11 protein-coding genes and 1 pseudogene are annotated in these 17,604 nt (G+C 43.2%); 9 read left to right on the forward strand and 3 right to left on the reverse strand.

The genetic code is table 11. The annotated features are described in order from the left end of the window. The first annotated feature begins 96 nt into the window (after window positions 1-96). From H2P46_RS23280 to istB, 9 genes and pseudogenes are all read left to right on the forward strand, one after another. Window positions 97-801 (forward strand): Tn3 family transposase, encoded by a 705-nt coding sequence (locus H2P46_RS23280; protein WP_275092440.1) that lies wholly within the window; start codon window positions 97-99, stop codon window positions 799-801. Between the two features lie 20 nt (window positions 802-821). Beyond that, window positions 822-1,352: a Tn3 family transposase gene (locus H2P46_RS23285; RefSeq protein WP_275092441.1), complete on the forward strand. Its 531-nt coding sequence runs from the start codon at window positions 822-824 to the stop codon at window positions 1,350-1,352. A 367-nt stretch (window positions 1,353-1,719) separates the two neighbouring features. Next, complete coding sequence (locus tag H2P46_RS19905) at window positions 1,720-5,472, forward strand: hypothetical protein (protein WP_193406574.1); 3,753 nt, start codon at window positions 1,720-1,722, stop codon at window positions 5,470-5,472. A gap of 149 nt (window positions 5,473-5,621) precedes the next feature. Further along, window positions 5,622-7,295 carry a hypothetical protein gene (locus tag H2P46_RS19910; protein ID WP_193406575.1) on the forward strand — a complete coding sequence of 558 codons (1,674 nt, stop codon included), beginning with the start codon at window positions 5,622-5,624 and terminating at the stop codon, window positions 7,293-7,295. Between the two features lie 217 nt (window positions 7,296-7,512). After that, window positions 7,513-7,671: pseudogene (locus H2P46_RS19915) on the forward strand (transposase); the annotation flags it as partial. A 223-nt stretch (window positions 7,672-7,894) separates the two neighbouring features. Continuing rightward, the gene (locus tag H2P46_RS19920; protein ID WP_420846551.1) at window positions 7,895-8,929 is read left to right on the forward strand and encodes an IS91 family transposase; all 1,035 of its coding nucleotides are present in this window, start codon (window positions 7,895-7,897) and stop codon (window positions 8,927-8,929) included. Between the two features lie 787 nt (window positions 8,930-9,716). Next, the gene (locus tag H2P46_RS19925) at window positions 9,717-10,736 is read left to right on the forward strand and encodes a RepB family plasmid replication initiator protein (protein ID WP_193406576.1); all 1,020 of its coding nucleotides are present in this window, start codon (window positions 9,717-9,719) and stop codon (window positions 10,734-10,736) included. 1,398 nt (window positions 10,737-12,134) lie between these two features. After that, a complete protein-coding gene (gene istA, locus H2P46_RS19930; RefSeq protein ID WP_193403243.1) occupies window positions 12,135-13,163 on the forward strand; it encodes an IS21 family transposase in 1,029 nt (342 codons plus the stop codon). Continuing rightward, complete coding sequence (istB, locus tag H2P46_RS19935; protein ID WP_193403211.1) at window positions 13,160-13,948, forward strand: IS21-like element helper ATPase IstB; 789 nt, start codon at window positions 13,160-13,162, stop codon at window positions 13,946-13,948. The genes istA and istB overlap by 4 nt, the downstream gene beginning before the upstream one ends. Window positions 13,949-14,629: 681 nt before the next feature. Here the strand turns inward: istB and H2P46_RS19940 are convergent. The 3 genes from H2P46_RS19940 to H2P46_RS19950 all read right to left on the reverse strand — a co-directional run bounded on the left by H2P46_RS19940 (window position 14,630) and on the right by H2P46_RS19950 (window position 17,091). Beyond that, on the reverse strand, window positions 14,630-15,598 hold the full coding sequence (locus tag H2P46_RS19940; RefSeq protein WP_193406577.1) for an IS5 family transposase: 969 nt from the start codon (window positions 15,596-15,598) through the stop codon (window positions 14,630-14,632). Window positions 15,599-15,661: 63 nt separating this feature from the next. Beyond that, window positions 15,662-16,015: a hypothetical protein gene (locus H2P46_RS19945; protein ID WP_193406578.1), complete on the reverse strand. Its 354-nt coding sequence runs from the start codon at window positions 16,013-16,015 to the stop codon at window positions 15,662-15,664. Between the two features lie 695 nt (window positions 16,016-16,710). Further along, a complete protein-coding gene (locus H2P46_RS19950) occupies window positions 16,711-17,091 on the reverse strand; it encodes a sugar phosphate isomerase/epimerase family protein (protein ID WP_275092442.1) in 381 nt (126 codons plus the stop codon). Between the last annotated feature and the right edge of the window lie 513 nt (window positions 17,092-17,604).

Consider the following 17,604-nt stretch of genomic DNA (forward strand, 5'->3'; position numbering starts at 1 on the left):
AACAGATTACAGTGGAGTCTGGCCAGTAAAAAATGGAAGACCAACATCGATAATCCGATTTACAATCAGATAAAAAATATCGGGATAGTCGACGTAATGAAGTATGTAAACAATGAGACGGATTTTTTATCTGTGTTCAATGCCGTATCATCCAGAAAGAATAGTCTGGAAGCTGACTGTAATAATCTTCTTGCCTGTATATTTGGTAACGGAGAAAATTATGGTGTTCATAGAATGGCGACTGCATCAGACCGTAGTATTGGCATACTACGTGATGTAAATGACAAATTCATTCACCCCGATACAACTGGAATAGCTAACACAGTAATATCTGACACAATTGCAAACCTTTCGGTGTATAAATACTGGACAATAAATGAAGAATCTCCATTTGGAAGTGTTGATGGACAGAAGCACACTTGCAGAAAAAATACATTCAAAGCCCGTTATTCTGCCAAGTATTTCAGAAAAGGAAAAGGTGTTTCTGCGATGACACTGGTATCTAATCATGTACCATTGGCAACTGTGGTCATTTCTCCAAATGAATATGAAGGACACTTTGCATTTAACCTGTTATATAAAAACACCAGTGAAATACAGCCAAAACCATTAGCTACTGATAATCATGGTATTAATAACGTAAATTTCGCGATACTGGATATGTTTGGTTATCAGTTTTCACCACGTTATGCAAAATTCAAAAAAGCATTTAATGAGTGGTTTGAGGTTATACTGGAGGATGAGCAAATTATTATCAGGCTTAAAAAGCAATTTAATTTTAAGCTCATTGCACAGGAATAGGAAAACATCCAGCATATTATTTGTCTTTAAGCAGAAAAATAACCGTCCAAAGTACGATAGTTAAGAAATTATCTAATGCAAAGCGTAGTGGCAAGACATTAGCAGCGCTCCGGGAGTATGACCGGATTATAAAATGCATCTATGTCCTGGACTATGCTGACAATAAAACTTTAAGGCAATTTTTTCAGCAGGCTCTGAACAGAGGTGAAGCTTATAATCAACTAAGAAGAGCAATAGCATCAGTCAACGGAAATCAATTCCGTGGTGGCGATGACTATCAGATAGATCAATGGAACGATTGCGCGAAACTGATAGCTAATTGTGTAATCTACTATAACTCAGCAATATTATCCGGACTGGTCGAGAAATTTGAAAAAGAAAATAATAAAAAAGTGATAGACGTTCTGGCTAACTTAGCACCAGTAGCATGGAGACACATTCTCCTTGGTGGGAACTATTCTTACGAAGATCAAGTAGCGATCACGAATCTGAATAGTCTTCTGGAGGGGGTGGATCCACTAAGCGATGAAGATGACACGGAGTATGAATAAAAATTAACTACATGATAAATAATATTTTTTATGTGAAAGATGGGACTTTTGGAGGAAATGGGCGCGGAACCCCAGATTCTAAATGGATTAATAAAATATTATTTTTACCAGAAATTTTAATTGATAGCATCATTTTATATAAAAATCAATCATTTAAGCATTAACGCGGAAGGACTTTACAAAAAAACAATTAAATTAATTAACTTTCATTATATTAGTACAGATAAATTTTACCACAAATATTTACCTTCCTCATCACAATTATCACAATTTATTTTTATATATTTTATAGACAGAAAATGTTAATAAAATTATTCTATAATAGCCGACACTTGCTTGTATTAATCCAATGTTTTCAGAGGTACTGATGATTCAATTTATTAATAGATGTAACACCTTTTCATTACCACGTCCTGCACAAAACAATACAACATTAAATCATAACATTGACTCATCGTTTAATGAGTATTTAGAAAAATTAAAAAAACCAATTTCAAAGGAAAATAATAACTATAGTGAAGATGATATAAAATATAAAAAAACTATTTTAGGCCAGATATTCACAAACTACAATTTATCTGATTCCGTTGACTTATCTGAGATAGACTTACAAAACGTGGATGTTAATGATATTATATATAATATAAAACCCTTTCTCATTGGCAACCATGTTATTACCAATATTCTACTCAGTATTAACAGTATTGACGACAAATACAGTCAGCAGAAAATTCAGTTAGCTCATGACATAGTCGGATGGTTACGTCAGGAAAAAGATATTTTATCTCTGGATTATCAGGTGTTTGAAATATTATCCCATTCACTTTATACAACTGATGCGGATATATCAGAATATGTTACCTTGTCCTGTAATAAAAACTCAGATGAAGAGGGTATAACCCCCTCTGAGATTTCACTATCAAACACAACAAAACCCGAAGAAAATATATCTACGATAACAGGTGTATTGATTAACCTAGTAATGGACACCGTGATGTACATGACGGGAGAATTAATTATCCCAGAATTTAACAAACTATATACGGGATATAATATATATAACAAGTTAACTCTTATTTACCAGGATCCTGAATCAGGAAAGACCGAAAAGCTACGTCAGCTGGGCTATCAACTGGATAAAATAGCCCCAAATATATCCTCTTCTGATATAAAAAAATATATCAAATTGTTCTCTTCATTATTGGTTGATACAACTATCATATGGGATAAGTTGCAAAACTTATATCAGCAGGATTCTCTATTACAATCAATTACAGAAACACTAAATTCTGTTTCTTTATCTATAAAAAAAACTTCGCTAACCGGGAATCAACTTTCTGCCCAATGGAGTAATATTGCAAATATTCTGCATCTACTGGCAAATGGATTGTCGCTGGTTAATAACTTATGTTCACTTCCAGAGAACAGTACAGCAGAACACTATTTTGACCTGTTTTTTAAGTCGACCTCGCTGGTAAATTCTATGCAGCCCTTACTGGATTTAGGGAAAAGCCTGTCTGTACTGAAAAACTATCCCTGTCAGGGTTCATCGGCTGAACAATTGAGCTGGTTATTAGAAGGAATTTCTAACCCTGAACTCTCCCCCTATATTGAACCCGTTACTGGAAAAGCACCGTTAGCATTTATTAAAAGTGCCGCTGAATTCCCGGCAAATGGAACATTGAGTGAACAGATTGAAAGTGCATACCATTTACTGGGTAATATGCCAGGAGTCAGTACATTTAGTAGTGCATTTCGTGAAAATCTCTATATAGATGAGATAACGCACTTATTAACTATGCTGATAAAAATAAGTAAAGGAGAAGAGTGCTATACAATTCTCACATCATTATGTACGACAGGCGAGGGAAAAAATATCCTGTCTGCGGGACTGCACTCTGCTGCATCAATGGCCATTCCTTACATGGGTCCCATTCCACAATTTCTGAATAGTGGCTGGCAACTCTGGAATAGTTTACTTTCGAACCAAAGCTGCTCTGATATCACAAAAAATATATTAAGCATACTGACCGAATCGCTTATTGCCCCCATGACAGATCCTCTTGGCGAAAGGACACTGCGACTGGCACAAGCTATCGCACAACATAATAGCTGGGAAGAAACAATTACACATATTATCCTGCAAGGAAGTAACGCTGGCGAAAAAGACATCAACTTTTATAAGCAATATTTGAATTTATTACTAGGATGGAAAATTTATCAGGCATTTCAGGAAAGTGATCCGGATAAGCTAAAAAGTCAATTATGTCATATCAGCTTTGAGCTAAAAAAATTGATCAATGTACCAGAATGGACCTATCTCAACACCCTTATCGATTTTATCCCGCTGCTGCCTGCACTACAGAAGGCAGATATCAGCATTCCCATGCAGAATGAAAACCTGATTACATGGGCTAACCGAATGCTTCATACATTGTCAAACAGCACCGATCTCGGCATCGTGACACTGCGCCATGACCTGTCTGCACAAATCACAAAGTGGACAGCTGAGGCGCTTATAGCTGGATTTTCTGCGATGATAAGTGGCGCTGTTTCACCTGATCAGACGCAAAAAAAAGCCATGCCCTCTCCTGCTGAGGGATGGGGCCTGAGCGATATTGCCCACGGTACATCTCATTGGCTGGTAACAGTCGATAAAACACTCGATAATGCCATTAATAGCATTTTCCCCTGGAAAGTTGTCGATGCATCACCGTTACCCGAGACGACGCCTAATAGTGAAACAGCAGAAACCGTCATTGATAGTGAACAATTCTCTGTATCTAATCACAATCTGATCTCAGATGTGGATAAAACAGGTATCGATCACATACAGGATACCTATAATGATATCATCACTCTATATGATGGTTTTATTCTGGACTTTCTGGAAGAGAATGAAGAAGATGAAATAAATAACCCATGGCGGCAATATGCTGAATATACCCTTATGGGGACCTGGTGGGCATTTGTCGCTTATAAAACTCTGCAAACATGCAAAAAAAATAAATACACAGAAACCCTATCAGCAGACACCCCTTTAACAGTATTTTCAACCAATGGAGAAGGTGAACAATCTGAGACGCTGTTAAGCTTGCCAGAGACAACTAAACCCAATAAGACCGGAATTATCAGCCAATACAAAACCCCACTTATGATGGCTGCTGCGGGTATTTTTATCCCTGGATTATTATGGTATCTTCGTTCTGAGTCGTCAGGGGCAAAGGAAAAAGACTTCCCGAAAATACAGCTGAGTGATGAAGAATTTAATGCGCTTTCAGCAAAACTGTCAAATGATGAAAAAGAACTTTTCGAAAAAACTGCTTTTAATCATGCTCCTGAGCATCATATACAAAAACGCGTGGTTTATCATGATCTTTCTTATACTTATCGCGATCTACAATATATACAAGAAAATACTGTACCTGTTCATCTTACGTTAGGTAATTTCATTCATCGCATGGAAGAAAAACATAAAATAACTATATTTAATAGCCTGAATAAAATCATGGTGAAACGTTTTATATATGATAATAAAACCGATAGTGGAAGATATCATGAAGATATATCACTACACAGATATTTAATCACAGGGCCTGGTGATTCTGTTGAACAACATATTAATTATAAACTGCCATCTACCCTCCCAGAAAGGCTGGCTAAAGATCTTCAGCAATATCACCGACGCGATCAAAAAAGAATTCGTATAGCTAAAGATCTTTATCGTAAATTAGAATATACTGAACGCAGAATTGTTAGTGAATATAAAAATGATTTTCCGGGCTTTATCAGATATTTACAAAGGCGCCATCATCTGAATGATTTTATTAATAAATCAAGTTATGTAACTTATTATGAAGAAGGAACAATAAATGAAAAAAAATGCAGTTTAGAAGATGCATTAACAAAAATTGATCGGAATCATGTCATTATATATGAAAGATGGTTTTATCATCCCAAATTTAGAATCTTGATAAAATATTTTGAATATTTCCGTGAAATATATGAACAAAAAAATAACCTAGTAAAAAAAAAGTTGATCAGGATAGCTCCATTAATAGAAAGCATAAAAGAGTTTCAAACATTAATAAATCTGTACTGTATAAAACAGAGAAATTAATTAAAAATATAAATAATTATCATGGTGAAAATACCATAGCAGATAAAGATGAATTTATCATTGGTTATCATGAGGTATATGGTGATGGAGAGGATGAAAATAAACCAGAAGTCGCTAATTCAGCTTTCTATGCCAGTGTACTCTATTCAGTGCGTGCACAGGAAGAACAGGCATTCAGTAAATTTAAAAACAAAAAAATCACTGTTAACAGTATAAATGAAACATATGATAATTTGATAAAAGAAGCCAACTCTCGGCTAATGAAGTATATAGAAGAAAATCAGTTCAGCGATGATTATATTAGTAAAGAGGAGATTGCTTTACATGGAATTAAAGAACGTAAAGCACAATTTTACCATCTCAACAGAGATTTGGAAAATCTGGAGCTTCCTGTTGCTGACGGTAAATTAACCACTTCGCTGGTGCTGTCTGCCAGAACCGCCGCCATGCGCCATTTATTACGTATGGATTCGTATATGGAGCACTTTAATATTAGCGGTTTTAGTGATAACAATATTCTTCAGGCCGCCACTGAAATATTGCAGACGGACAGTTCAATAACAGGTGTTAATGGCAATATTCAAAGCCGGCTTCTTGATCTGGAAGTCATTTATTTTTATTTTATTAAACGTTCTACTGAAAAAGGTTTTGATGAAAGTTGTTCATATAAATATAGTGATGAAAACTGGAAATGGGGAAAACCAACCAGAACAGTGATGGAAACATTCGATATTTTCAATAAGGACAAAAATCTTCCAGCAGATATTCATTTTTTCCGTGATTTTTATGCTAAAAACTCACGAACATTCAGTCTGCACTTAAAAGAATTCCAACGCTCTGATAATTGTATAAGTTTTGACAGTTATTATGCGCAATTCAATGAATATATACAGAAGCATCTGGTGAACGATGCAAGCATGCTCACACAGTCACGTTTATTAAATCAGGCTGGTGATCCTAACCAGACTCATGTTCCACTTAGTAAAATAAAAAAAATTGAAGATATTACTTTTTCTACTTTTACCAGTAACGGAACTTTTAATCGGGTTTTAGCAAGGGACTCCAGTAATCCTAAAAAATGGATAGGTATGCGCAAGCCTGTGACAATACCAAAAGTTGGAGTACATACCAATATCGTTGCTCATATTATACAGACCCAGGATTACCGCTGGTTTCTGGTTGAATCAATGGAAGGACCTATGGCACCAACGATAACAGAAATTTCATTAGCTGATTATCAAAAAATGAAGAGAAATGCCACCTTATATCTTGGCGATTTATTTCCAGACCGGGAGCCACTGGAGGCCGAAAATTTTTCATTATCCACAGGCAGTAGTACATGGATTAATAAGACAGTTGAAGAATTAATGCATGGGATGATTAAGAAAACGATTGAAAAAAAAATAAATGCAGATAAGAAGTCACTTCTGGATAAAAACTTTTTTGATGAAATCCGGAGTATGATCCCTTATCACGATACCATTAAGCGAATGATTCATGATCCAACCTATTCTCCTGGCTGGGAAGATCTGTTTTGGGATACAGCAAATTTAGTCCTTACTGTAGTCTCAACAGTTGTTCCTGTGATCAAAATTGGGATGGCTGGATTCCAGGCGGTTAAAACCGCACTGCTGCTGAGTGCAAAACAAGGTTTAACCGGTTTTGCATTAGCGCGCCTAGGTTTCAGAGCCGCCGTACCCTTTCTGCGTTCGGCGGCCCGAGAAGTGGGACATAGCACTGCAGGGTTTGTGGTGCCATTTTATCTCCCGGGACGCCATGCTTACCTGAGACTCAGGGAAGTCAGAGCACTGAGATCAATCTGACAGTCACATAACCTGTCTGCTCCCGCCAGCCTGCATCCTAGGCGGGAGAATTTTTTGCAACCTTCTTTGGGGTCTGATGGGCGTTGGTGCACGGATGGCTAAATTATGTCAATGTGGTTGGGGTTCTATGCCGGAACCCCAGATTTTTCCGTTATCCCAGTTTCAGCCCGGCAATCAGCGCATTGCATCGCCCTGGAAATCCTGGAGACTAAACTCTTTGAGAAAAAATACGCGCTTTTCCCCGGAGGTCCGTCAGCGGGCCGTACGTATGGTTATTGAAGGTCAGAACGACCACGACTCACAGTGGGCCGCTATCAGCTCCATCGCTCCGAAGATCGGCTGTACCCCGGAGACACTGCGTATCTGGCTGCGTCAGTAGAACAGGGCAGCCTGACGGCTGCAAATTGAAAATCCCACCATCAGCCGGCCCCTGAGTTGCCATAACCTGAGGAAAATATGTATGATCTGACGACATATTTTCCTCAGGACCGTTCCCCATGATGACCCGTAAACATATCGATACCGTCCTACTCTCCGGCTCTCCCTGCGTAACTGGGACTGGATTAAGCTGATGAAGTCTATGGACCCGCATCACCGGCGTGGAGGAATATGACTGCGATAATCCCGGCTGTCACCACGTAAAATACATCACTAATGCCTGCCACAGCCGCGCCTGTCCCTCCTGCGGGAAAAGGCAACCGACCTGTGGATTGCCGCCCAGCTCAACCGCCTGCCGGACTGCGACTGAATACACCCTGCCCGACACGCTATGGCCCCTGTTTGAGGTCAACCGCTGGCTGCTCAACGACCTCTGCCGCCTGGCCGTCGATAACCTGCTGTACGCCGCCGGCAAACGGGCGCTGGATATCGGTATTTTCTGTGCCATTCACACTTACGGGCGTCGTCTCAACTGGCATCCCCATGTTCACGTCTCCGTCACCTGCGGCGGTACCGATGAGCACGGTAAGTGGAAGAAAATTAGCTTCCGCAAGGACACCATGCGCGTCCGATGGATGTGGAATATCCGTCAGATGTTGCTGAGCGTCTGGTCTGAAGGTATCGCGCTGCCGCCGTCACTGACACACATCACCACAGCATCACAGTGGCGCAGGCTGGTGCTGACCGCCGGAGGCGACTACTGGCATGTGTACATATCAAAGAAGACGGCAGGAGGCAAAAACACCGTGAAATACTTGGGCCGGTATCTGAAAAAGCCGCCGATAGCGGGCTCCCGGCTGGCGCACTATGCCGGCGGTGCCACGCTGAGCTTCCGCTACCACGACCACAATACGGGTAAGCAGGCGACGGAAACGCTGACACAGCATGAGATTGTGGCGCGGCTGAAACAGCACGTCCCGGAAAAGTTCTTCCGGATGGTGCGGTATTTTGGCTTTCTGGCCAATCGGGTATGTGGAGAGAAGCTGCCGGTGGTCTATAGCGCGCTGGGGATGGAGAAACCGGTGCCGAAGGTATGCTATGCGCAGATGAGTAAGCCGTTCCTGCGGCGTGATCCGTTCGAATGCGTGCTGTGCGGTGGGCGTATGGTCTACCGTCAGGCGGTGGCGGGTCTGAATGTTCAGGGGCTGAAAATCCACGCGCGGGAGATAAGCCTGATGAGGTATATCCCGGTCTGACGCAGGGAAGATTTGCCTTGTGCACTCTGTCAGCCTGAAAAATGGCCAGAAAAAGCACAAATCATCACCAGTCTGCATGGCGCAGACAGTCCCTGCAGCATACGAATCGAATGGTGGTCAAATTTCAACCACCTTCTGCTGGTGCTGGCGCAGAAATAGTTTCAATTTCCTATACGTGAACAGAAACGCACGCTAAATACATTTTTGGGACAGCCTGATAACCGCGGCGCGGTGGAAAATACGGATTTGTTAAATGCTGCTGTGGATCTTTCAGTTATGGCGTAATGTAAGAAATTTGCTGCTTTGTTAGCAAGCTGAGGAGGCAAACGTTATCAAATTAACCTTACCATTGTGAAAGTTTCTTCTTTGTTGCGGATACTGCCTGATTTTGATGCTCTGGCAATAAATCAGGATGGGTCTCCATCTGCTAACGTAGCGCACGTCTGTTCTTCAGGTGGCTGGTTATGTTATTCCTTCATCAGAATTGAGGATCGAGTTATCCCCATAATTAACAGGGTAGATCCAGTAGTATGATCTTAATACGATCTCAATACGATCCTATAACTACCAAAACGATCCCCGCATCCTCGTAGAGCTTGTCACAACTGGCTTAATCCCTGATCGAGGTTATCAGTTATATGCTAAATGTTATCAGTCAGGTGCATTTTGTTTTCGCTCATATGCTAAGAGTTATCGGTTATATGCACTTTGATTTCCGCTTGTATGCTGGTAAAGTTATCCGTCATATGCAAGGGCGGTTTTTCCTGTTAATAAGTGAATCTTTGTTATGACCAAGAAAGTCAAAGACTTAGATAGTATGACGGACGAAGTGAATAAAAAAACGGGAGAGGTTGTCCACTTAAATCCCACGGCTAACGCAACGGTGCAACCTGTAGCGCTAATGAGACTCGGGCTTTTTGTTCCCAATACTGACCATGCGAAGGCGAAGAGCTCGGTAAATACTGTTAAATCGACGGTTGATGCTACTGAAGATCTTTATCATCTGGAAGTGGTTAAAAGGGAAGGGTACAAAGACATCTCCATTCGATCTGAACGCCTTGATATGGCGACAGATTTCAGGGTCTGGCTGGGGATCATCCGCTCCATTTATGATAATGGCACGTTTGCAGGTAAGCTGAAGTTACCTTTCACAAAATTCCTGCAGAACTGTGGATTTGACTCGAAGCGTTCTAATAAAGATATGAAAAAGCGCATAGATGACTCTCTCATGCGTTTACGCGGCGTAACCATACAATTCCGTAATGACACCGGCTCGTTGACTACCGGCCTTGTTAATAGCGCTCATTACAGCATGACGAAGAATGAAGTTGAGATCGAAGGGGATCCCCGCCTTTCTGACCTCTATCAGATGGATTACAAAGTCTATCTGCGTCTCAAAGCTATTGATCATTTGCCCAGAAAAGAATCAGCACAAGCCCTGTACACATTTATCGAGAGTCTGCCCAAGAATCCAGCGCCTGTGTCTATGAAACGCTTGCGTGAACGGCTTCGTTTGAAATCCCGCACGGCTTATCAGAACCATATCGTTCGTAAGGCCCTGGAGGAGTTGAAAGAAATCAATTACCTCGAATACAGTGAGTTTAAGCGTGGACGATCGGTGTATTTCAACATTACTAAGCGCAATCCAAATCTGATCCCTGATAAGTCACCAAAGCTCAGCGATTCAGGGATGGCTGAGCCGCAGATTGTCGATGAACAGATGATTTCTAAAATCACTAAGCTCAAAGACTCGGGTTTTAGTGAAGAAGAAATCGCCAAGATCCTTATCAGCCTTGATTCTGAATGACTGGCTGATAAGTAAAGTAAGCAGCATACGACCGCCAACCTTGTTAAAATTTACAGCTTATTCAAAAGGATATGAATGAGATGTTCCTGTTATCCAACAAAATAACTCTTCTCTCTTCTCTCATCTCTCTTAACTGAATGCAAGATCCTATGTATTCAGCATATGACTGATAACCTTCGGAACAGATAGTATTGTATGTCTACATCATTAGCATACGACTGATAACCTATTGCCTCGATTTGCTGGTCATATCCGACCATGAAATTTAAGATGTTATATTTACTAAAGTCTGCAATAACAAACAGTTAAAAGCATTAAGAGTTTGATTAAACTGATCTGAGAATTCGCTGATCAGCATATGACAGGAAACCTTACGGCATATGACTGATAACTTTATGCAATCCATGCCGCCTTTCCGTATGGGACAGAGGGGAAATTTATTTCAAATGCTTGATATTTAAATGCATTATGTCTGAGTTAATGGATTATTTAGCTTAACCTTAAGCGGGCAGTGTTGTCGGAATTAACAGGTTAAGCATACGGCCGATAACCTTTGCATATGACTGATAACCTCTGGATGCAATCAGGCAGTTGTTTGCGTTATGTTTACTCTGTCCTCAACAACTGCTCGTATAAATACAGGTGTCTACAGCATACGAGCGATAACCTTTTGCATACAACTGATAACCTTTGTTTGAAACCCGCTCGTTTTCGCTTAGCGTATCCTCAATGAAAAATGAGGTGATTACTGCATATAAGCGATAACCTACAGCATACAACCGCCAACCTTTATTACCTCGCTTTTGATTATTAATTATTTTAAAATCAATAGGTTAAATGGAATTTAAAAGGTGTTCACCTTATAACAACCTTATCGTTACAACGAGATTTCTTACAGAGGCGATTCATAGCAGTAGTCATGTATTTGCATACGAGCGATAACCTGCATTGTTTAACCTTTCAAAACGTAACCAGATTAATTTTTTGACTTTAATAGGAAAATATCAAGACATCCATACGGATGAAGCGCTTTTTAGCATACGACGGGAAACTTCTTATTACTGATGCCGGGTAACCTGTATTCGTCCTGATAAGCAATGCTCGTTACTCAATGAGTGGATTTTCAGCATACGATGGGAAACCTTTTGAAGAAGTAAGGTGCTGCTCAGAGCAGATAAGCCTGCCGAGAGTTTGCTCTGTAGCGCATACAGCAAAGTGTAATCATACGCACGCTATCTGCCTTTTTACCTTTTTTGTCGCTGCCGCTATGGTAACTGGCTTTGCAGCTATACCCGTTTCGCTGAATGATTTACTGTCGCTACCGATGTAAAACTGGCCCACCTGCCGATGTAAATCTGACCCACCTAGGGTAAAAATGGCAGTTTTAAGGCACTGCCAATGATGACATTGGAGACCAGAGTGGAGATTAGTGTTTTACACCGTCAGGGCATGTCGATACGCGCCATCGCGCGCCAGCTTTCATGCTCTCGTGAGACCGTTCGCAGATATATTCGTAGCCCGCTGCCCGTAGCGGATATGCGCTACAAGCCTCGCGCACCCAGACCCTGCAAGCTTGACCCGTTCAAGACCTATATCCTTGAGCGCGTGGCCGCTGCCAGGCCCCTCTGGATACCCGCCAGTGTGCTGCTGCGCGAGATCCGTCAGCGTGGTTACGAGGGTGGTTACAGCATGCTGACCGCTTTCCTGCACCCCATTAAGCAGCCCGTCACTGAAGAGGTAACACGCTTCGAGACCGAGCCTGGCTTTCAGATGCAAGTTGATTTCACCATCATCAGACTCGGTCATAACCCATTGCTGGCCTTTGTCGCCACGCTGGGCTGGAGCCGCGCGACTTTCGTCAAGTTTTACAGCAACCAGGACTCCGCTGCCTGGTGTGACGGCATTGAGTCTGCGCTCAGGTTCTTCGGCGGGACGCCGCATCAGCTGCTGTTCGACAACGCCAAGGCCATCATCATTGAGCGCGATGTCTACGGCCCCGGTAAGCATCGCTGGAACCCGCAGTTGATGCACGTCGCCGAGAAGTATGCCTTTACTCCCAAGGTCTGCCGACCCTATCGCGCCAAGACCAAGGGTAAGGTTGAGCGGTTTAACCATTACCTCAAGAACAGCTTTATCGTGCCTCTTACCGCGACCTTCCGGCAGGCCGGGCTGGTACTGGATGTACCTGCTGCCAACACACGCATCGGCGAGTGGCTGGTCACCGTCGCGAACACACGAGTGCATGGCACCACAGGCGTACCGCCTGAGCAGCGCATGCCGCGCGAGCGTGCTGCGCTATTGCCGTTACCGAAGGTCACGTTGGCATTGCCTGCACCTGTCCCAGCGCTCAGCCAGCGTCCGGTGCCGACCGAGAGCCTGCAACATCCTCTGGCAACGTACCAGGCCTTGCTCGAGGTGCCAGCATGAACCTTCAACATGATCGTATTGCCGCGCTCTGCGAGCAACTCAAGCTCGACCGCCTGCCGGCAGAGTGGCCGGGTGTGGCACAGGCGACCATCGACAACAGCGGCACGCATGCCGACTTCCTGGAAGCCGTTTTGCAGCTCCAGCATGATGGCCAGAACGAACGGCGTCGCCAGACCATTTTGCGGTTATCAGGCCTGCCGGTGATAAAAACACTGGAGCAGTTCGATTACGCCTATGCCAGTGGCGTTCCACGAAGTCAGATCCAGGAGTTGGCGGGTCTGACATTTATCGAACGTCAGGAGAACGTTGTCCTGCTCGGGCCTTCTGGCGTCGGCAAAACGCACCTGGCGACCGCCATTGGCTATAAGGCCGCGATGGCGGGTTTAAGCATTCGGTTCATTACCGCCGCCGACATGATGCTGCAACTGATGGCGTCACATCGTCAGGGTGACCTGAAGGGCTACCTGAACCGCGTCGTAGGTAAACCTAAGCTGTTGATCATCGACGAAGTGGGATATCTGCCGTTCGGTAAAATGGAGGCGAACCTGTTCTTCCAGGTAGTCGCTAAACGGTATGAGTCAGGCAGCGTGATCCTGACCAGCAACCTGCCGTTTACGCAGTGGTCCGGAACGTTTGGTGATGACGAGACACTGACGGCAGCGATGCTGGATCGGCTGCTTCACCATGCGCATATCGCCCAAATCAGCGGCCAAAGCTATCGACTGAAAGATAAGCTGAAAAGCGGTCAACTCCAGAAGAAAACGAAAGCAACAACGCTCGAATGATTCAAAGGGGGTGGGTCAGTTTTACTTTGGCAGGGTGGGTCAGAATTCGATCGGTATTGACAATTTACCGCTGTTTCTGGAGCATAAAAGCAGAAAGTCCGAAGCGTATCTTTGCCATGTTGGGGTATAGAGATGAACCCAGCCAAAGCCTGTTCCTGCCCCTGCCGGCATGTAGGCGGTTGCCATACAATAAACAAGATAAAGGCGTTACTGAAAGCAGTGACACCGCCTGAAAATGTTAAAGCGTTAAACTTATGCTCTTGGTAGGTTTAAATCTTTGTGGTGCAATGTGGTGATGTCCTAAGTTTTAAGCTGTCTCTGTCGGCATTATGGAGCGCACCCTTTCAATCCGTTATTGTCAATCGCGCCAGACGTTCTATCCATGACCGATAAAGCATCGGGGAAAAGTCCGGGTAAGACACAAAGGATAAGGGTGCTATGGCCAGTCGGACAGGTATCGCCCGGCAAGAAACAGATCCGTGTCGCGACTCTGCAGGTCTCATGATGTAAAAGGTTGAACCACATGCGTGCGATGAAGTGTATGGCTGGCTTCGCAAAGCGTGTGGTTAAATACAAAATGTTATTGACCCTACGAGTAAAATTTTAGCGCGGCTCAGGTTATTAACGGCTTTGTTGAATAAATCAGCTTCAGGACGAGTGACTCTGTAGCTGACCGGGTTTTCAGGCAATACGCACGCTTTCTGGCATACCAGCCTTCGTTATTTTATTCAGCGCACGCACCATGCCCAAAGCCTCTGCTACCTGACCATCGTAATCACGCAGCGTCAGTGAACCTCCGAACAGTTGCTTTACCCTGTACATGGCCGTCTCCGCTATCGAGCGACGGTTGTAATCTGTTGTCCATTTCCACCGGGCATTACTCCCGGTCAGCCGCTGATTCGCTACTGCACGGTTACGGTCTGCGTACTCTACGGGCCAGTAACCCGCTCCTTTTCGGGGCGGGATGAGGGCACTGATTTTCTTGCGCCGCAGTTCATCGTGACAGAGTCGGGGGTCGTTAACGCCGTCTGCTTCGGCTGCCCTGGTTTTTCTGTGTGTCTTCCGGATAAGAACCGGGAAAGCTTCTGAGTCCGTGACGTTGTTCAGAGACAGGTCCGCGCAGATGACTTCATGTGTTCTGCTGTCAACGGCCAGATGCAGCTTCCGCCAGGTACGACGGCGCTCTTTGCCGTGATTTTTGACTTTCCATTCGCCTTCACCAAAAACCTTCAGCCCGGTGGAATCAATCACCAGGTGTGCGATTTCACCCCGGGTGGGTGTTTTGAAACAGACATTAACCGACTTTGCCCGCTTGCTGACACTGCTGTAATCCGGGCAGCGCAACGGAACGTTCATCAGGGCAAAAATGGAATCAATAAAACCCTGCGCAGCCCGCAGGGTCAGCCGGAACAGGCGTTTAATCATCAGGACGGTGGTGATGGCAAGGTCAGAATAGCGCTGAGGTCTTCCCCGTGATGAAGGCGTTGCCGACTCATACCAGGCATGAGTCGCTTCATCGTCCAGCCAGAAAGTGAGGGAGCCACGGTTGATGAGGGCTTTGTTGTAGGTGGGCCAGTTGGTGATTTTGAACTTTTGCTTTGCCACGGAACGGTCTGTGTTGTCGGGAGGATGCGTGATCTGATCCTTCAACTCAGCAAAAGTTCGATTTATTCAACAAAGCCGTTATTAACATGATCTATTCTACTCTCTCGTTTATTCAGGATACTTTTTAGATTTTTTATATGGGCAGACGGGTATTTTGCAAATAATTTTATGCTTACATACACCATTTATGATATGCCTTTCACATCCCCCATAGCTCTTGATGTTTTTCCAGTGATCAGCAGAGTAACGGTAGGTTTTTAAAGTGGTGACTGATGCTACTCTTTGTGCAGACTTAAAAAAAATCCGATCGCGATATAAAAATACTTCGCTACTGATCATCAAACCAGCATCGAACTCGGTCCAGAGAATGATCTTTTGTCCTTTTTTATCATTCAGGAGCAAAAATAAAACACGAGATTCCGGACTTAACATCTTGTCCTCAATCGTGAAATAAGTATTCAAATTACTTCCTCCGAACGGGTGTTCCCTTTTATGCAATGCATTTTAAGATCCCTTTTTAGTTACTTTAGACACTGTATCTGTGAGTCGTGAAAATTCGTTTCGATTATAAGTGATTAATTTATTTAGTAATTGAAGTAGACCGCCGAATAACATTTCGCATAATTGTTAGCCAGCCAGGCTGAAATTAAGCCTTTCTGTAACCGCAATGATTAATTCTACCTATAAGATAGATGATCTTTATAGAATTTTCTTGAGTCGTGTCAGGTTTCTATGCAGTCATCTCAAAATTAAAAGAATGGACATTTTATGATCAATTTTTATTTAAATTATACTATATCATAAGTAGGAGTCCCCGAATGTGCGCTTTACCTGGACCGGGCTAATTACCTTCCTTCGCATCCTTAATAAACTCAACGGTTACTCACCAATGATATAAATGGAGGGGGGCCTGTATTTGGTAAATTAAAATGGCTTTATAAAAATAGCGTTGCCATATATGTATTACGCTTTTAGAATAAAAATAAGAGGCGGAAGGTTAATTTTTCAATATAACTACGTAAATACGCCGTTTTGGACTATCTGTTACTGAAGAAGGAGTTTATTACTGATAAATATATTCCAGAGCTAAGCGAGGCTTCTCTGAAATAATCACTGTGGTGTGTTATTATTAACGCCACGATGACGCGGCGCTGAATTCAAACCGTAATACCGTACTGTTTCAGGCTTTGCATACTGGCCTGGCCAGTTTCAAATAAATCTTTTTCCCACGCATGTGGACTTAACCATTCCGGCGTCCAGACACCATCATAGCCAGTGGCACGTACCGCGTTTAGCCAACCGTGAATATCAACTTCGCCCTGGCCGGGTTCGTAATTGCGTTGTACCCGCTCATCCCTGGCTTCACCAGCACGTGCGGCGCGGCCATCGCAGTAGTGAATACCGTAAATCAGATTCACATCCATCTGGGCTACTTCTTCAGGACGCGTATTGCCGCCCGCGTGCAGATGCCAGAAATCAATGACCAGCCCAACGTTGTCTTTACCACAGGCGGCGATCATATTCAGACCTTGTTGCAGCGAATTGAATGGGGTGCTTCAACGAAATTACTGCAACCCACCCAGCTAATGAAAAATAGCACAGAAAATAAGCCTGAACATACTGCAGGACGCAATTATCTATCGGTAGGGTTTACTATGTCCGATCAGCCAGCAACTGTTATAACAGGCAGGTGGGATGTCTTTAAGGTTAACAAATATACGATGGACATTATTAACGCTACCATAGCCTCCGCCCTGGCAACGACGATAACGTCCAATACGATGCTGAGTAATAATGATTAAGCTTCGCCAATACAGCGGCGGGCTTGCTATTTTTTCAGCAGAAAAATCAGAAAAGCTTTAAAGACCTGCACCATATAGAACTGATTTATATTTAGTGCAGCAGTAATTAATTTAAACGCGCTTTCAATCGATAGAGATTTTAATCTATTGATCCTGTCACGCATCTGCTGCCTCAAACGCCTGTTTATTTTCAGCCTGGCGGCCGCGGCACAACAGCAACAGAGCATGAAAAGGACACTGCCGATCGCT

Origin of the sequence: Mixta mediterraneensis, assembly GCF_014946725.1 — a bacterium.
Taxonomy (GTDB): Bacteria; Pseudomonadota; Gammaproteobacteria; order Enterobacterales; family Enterobacteriaceae; genus Pantoea; species Pantoea mediterraneensis.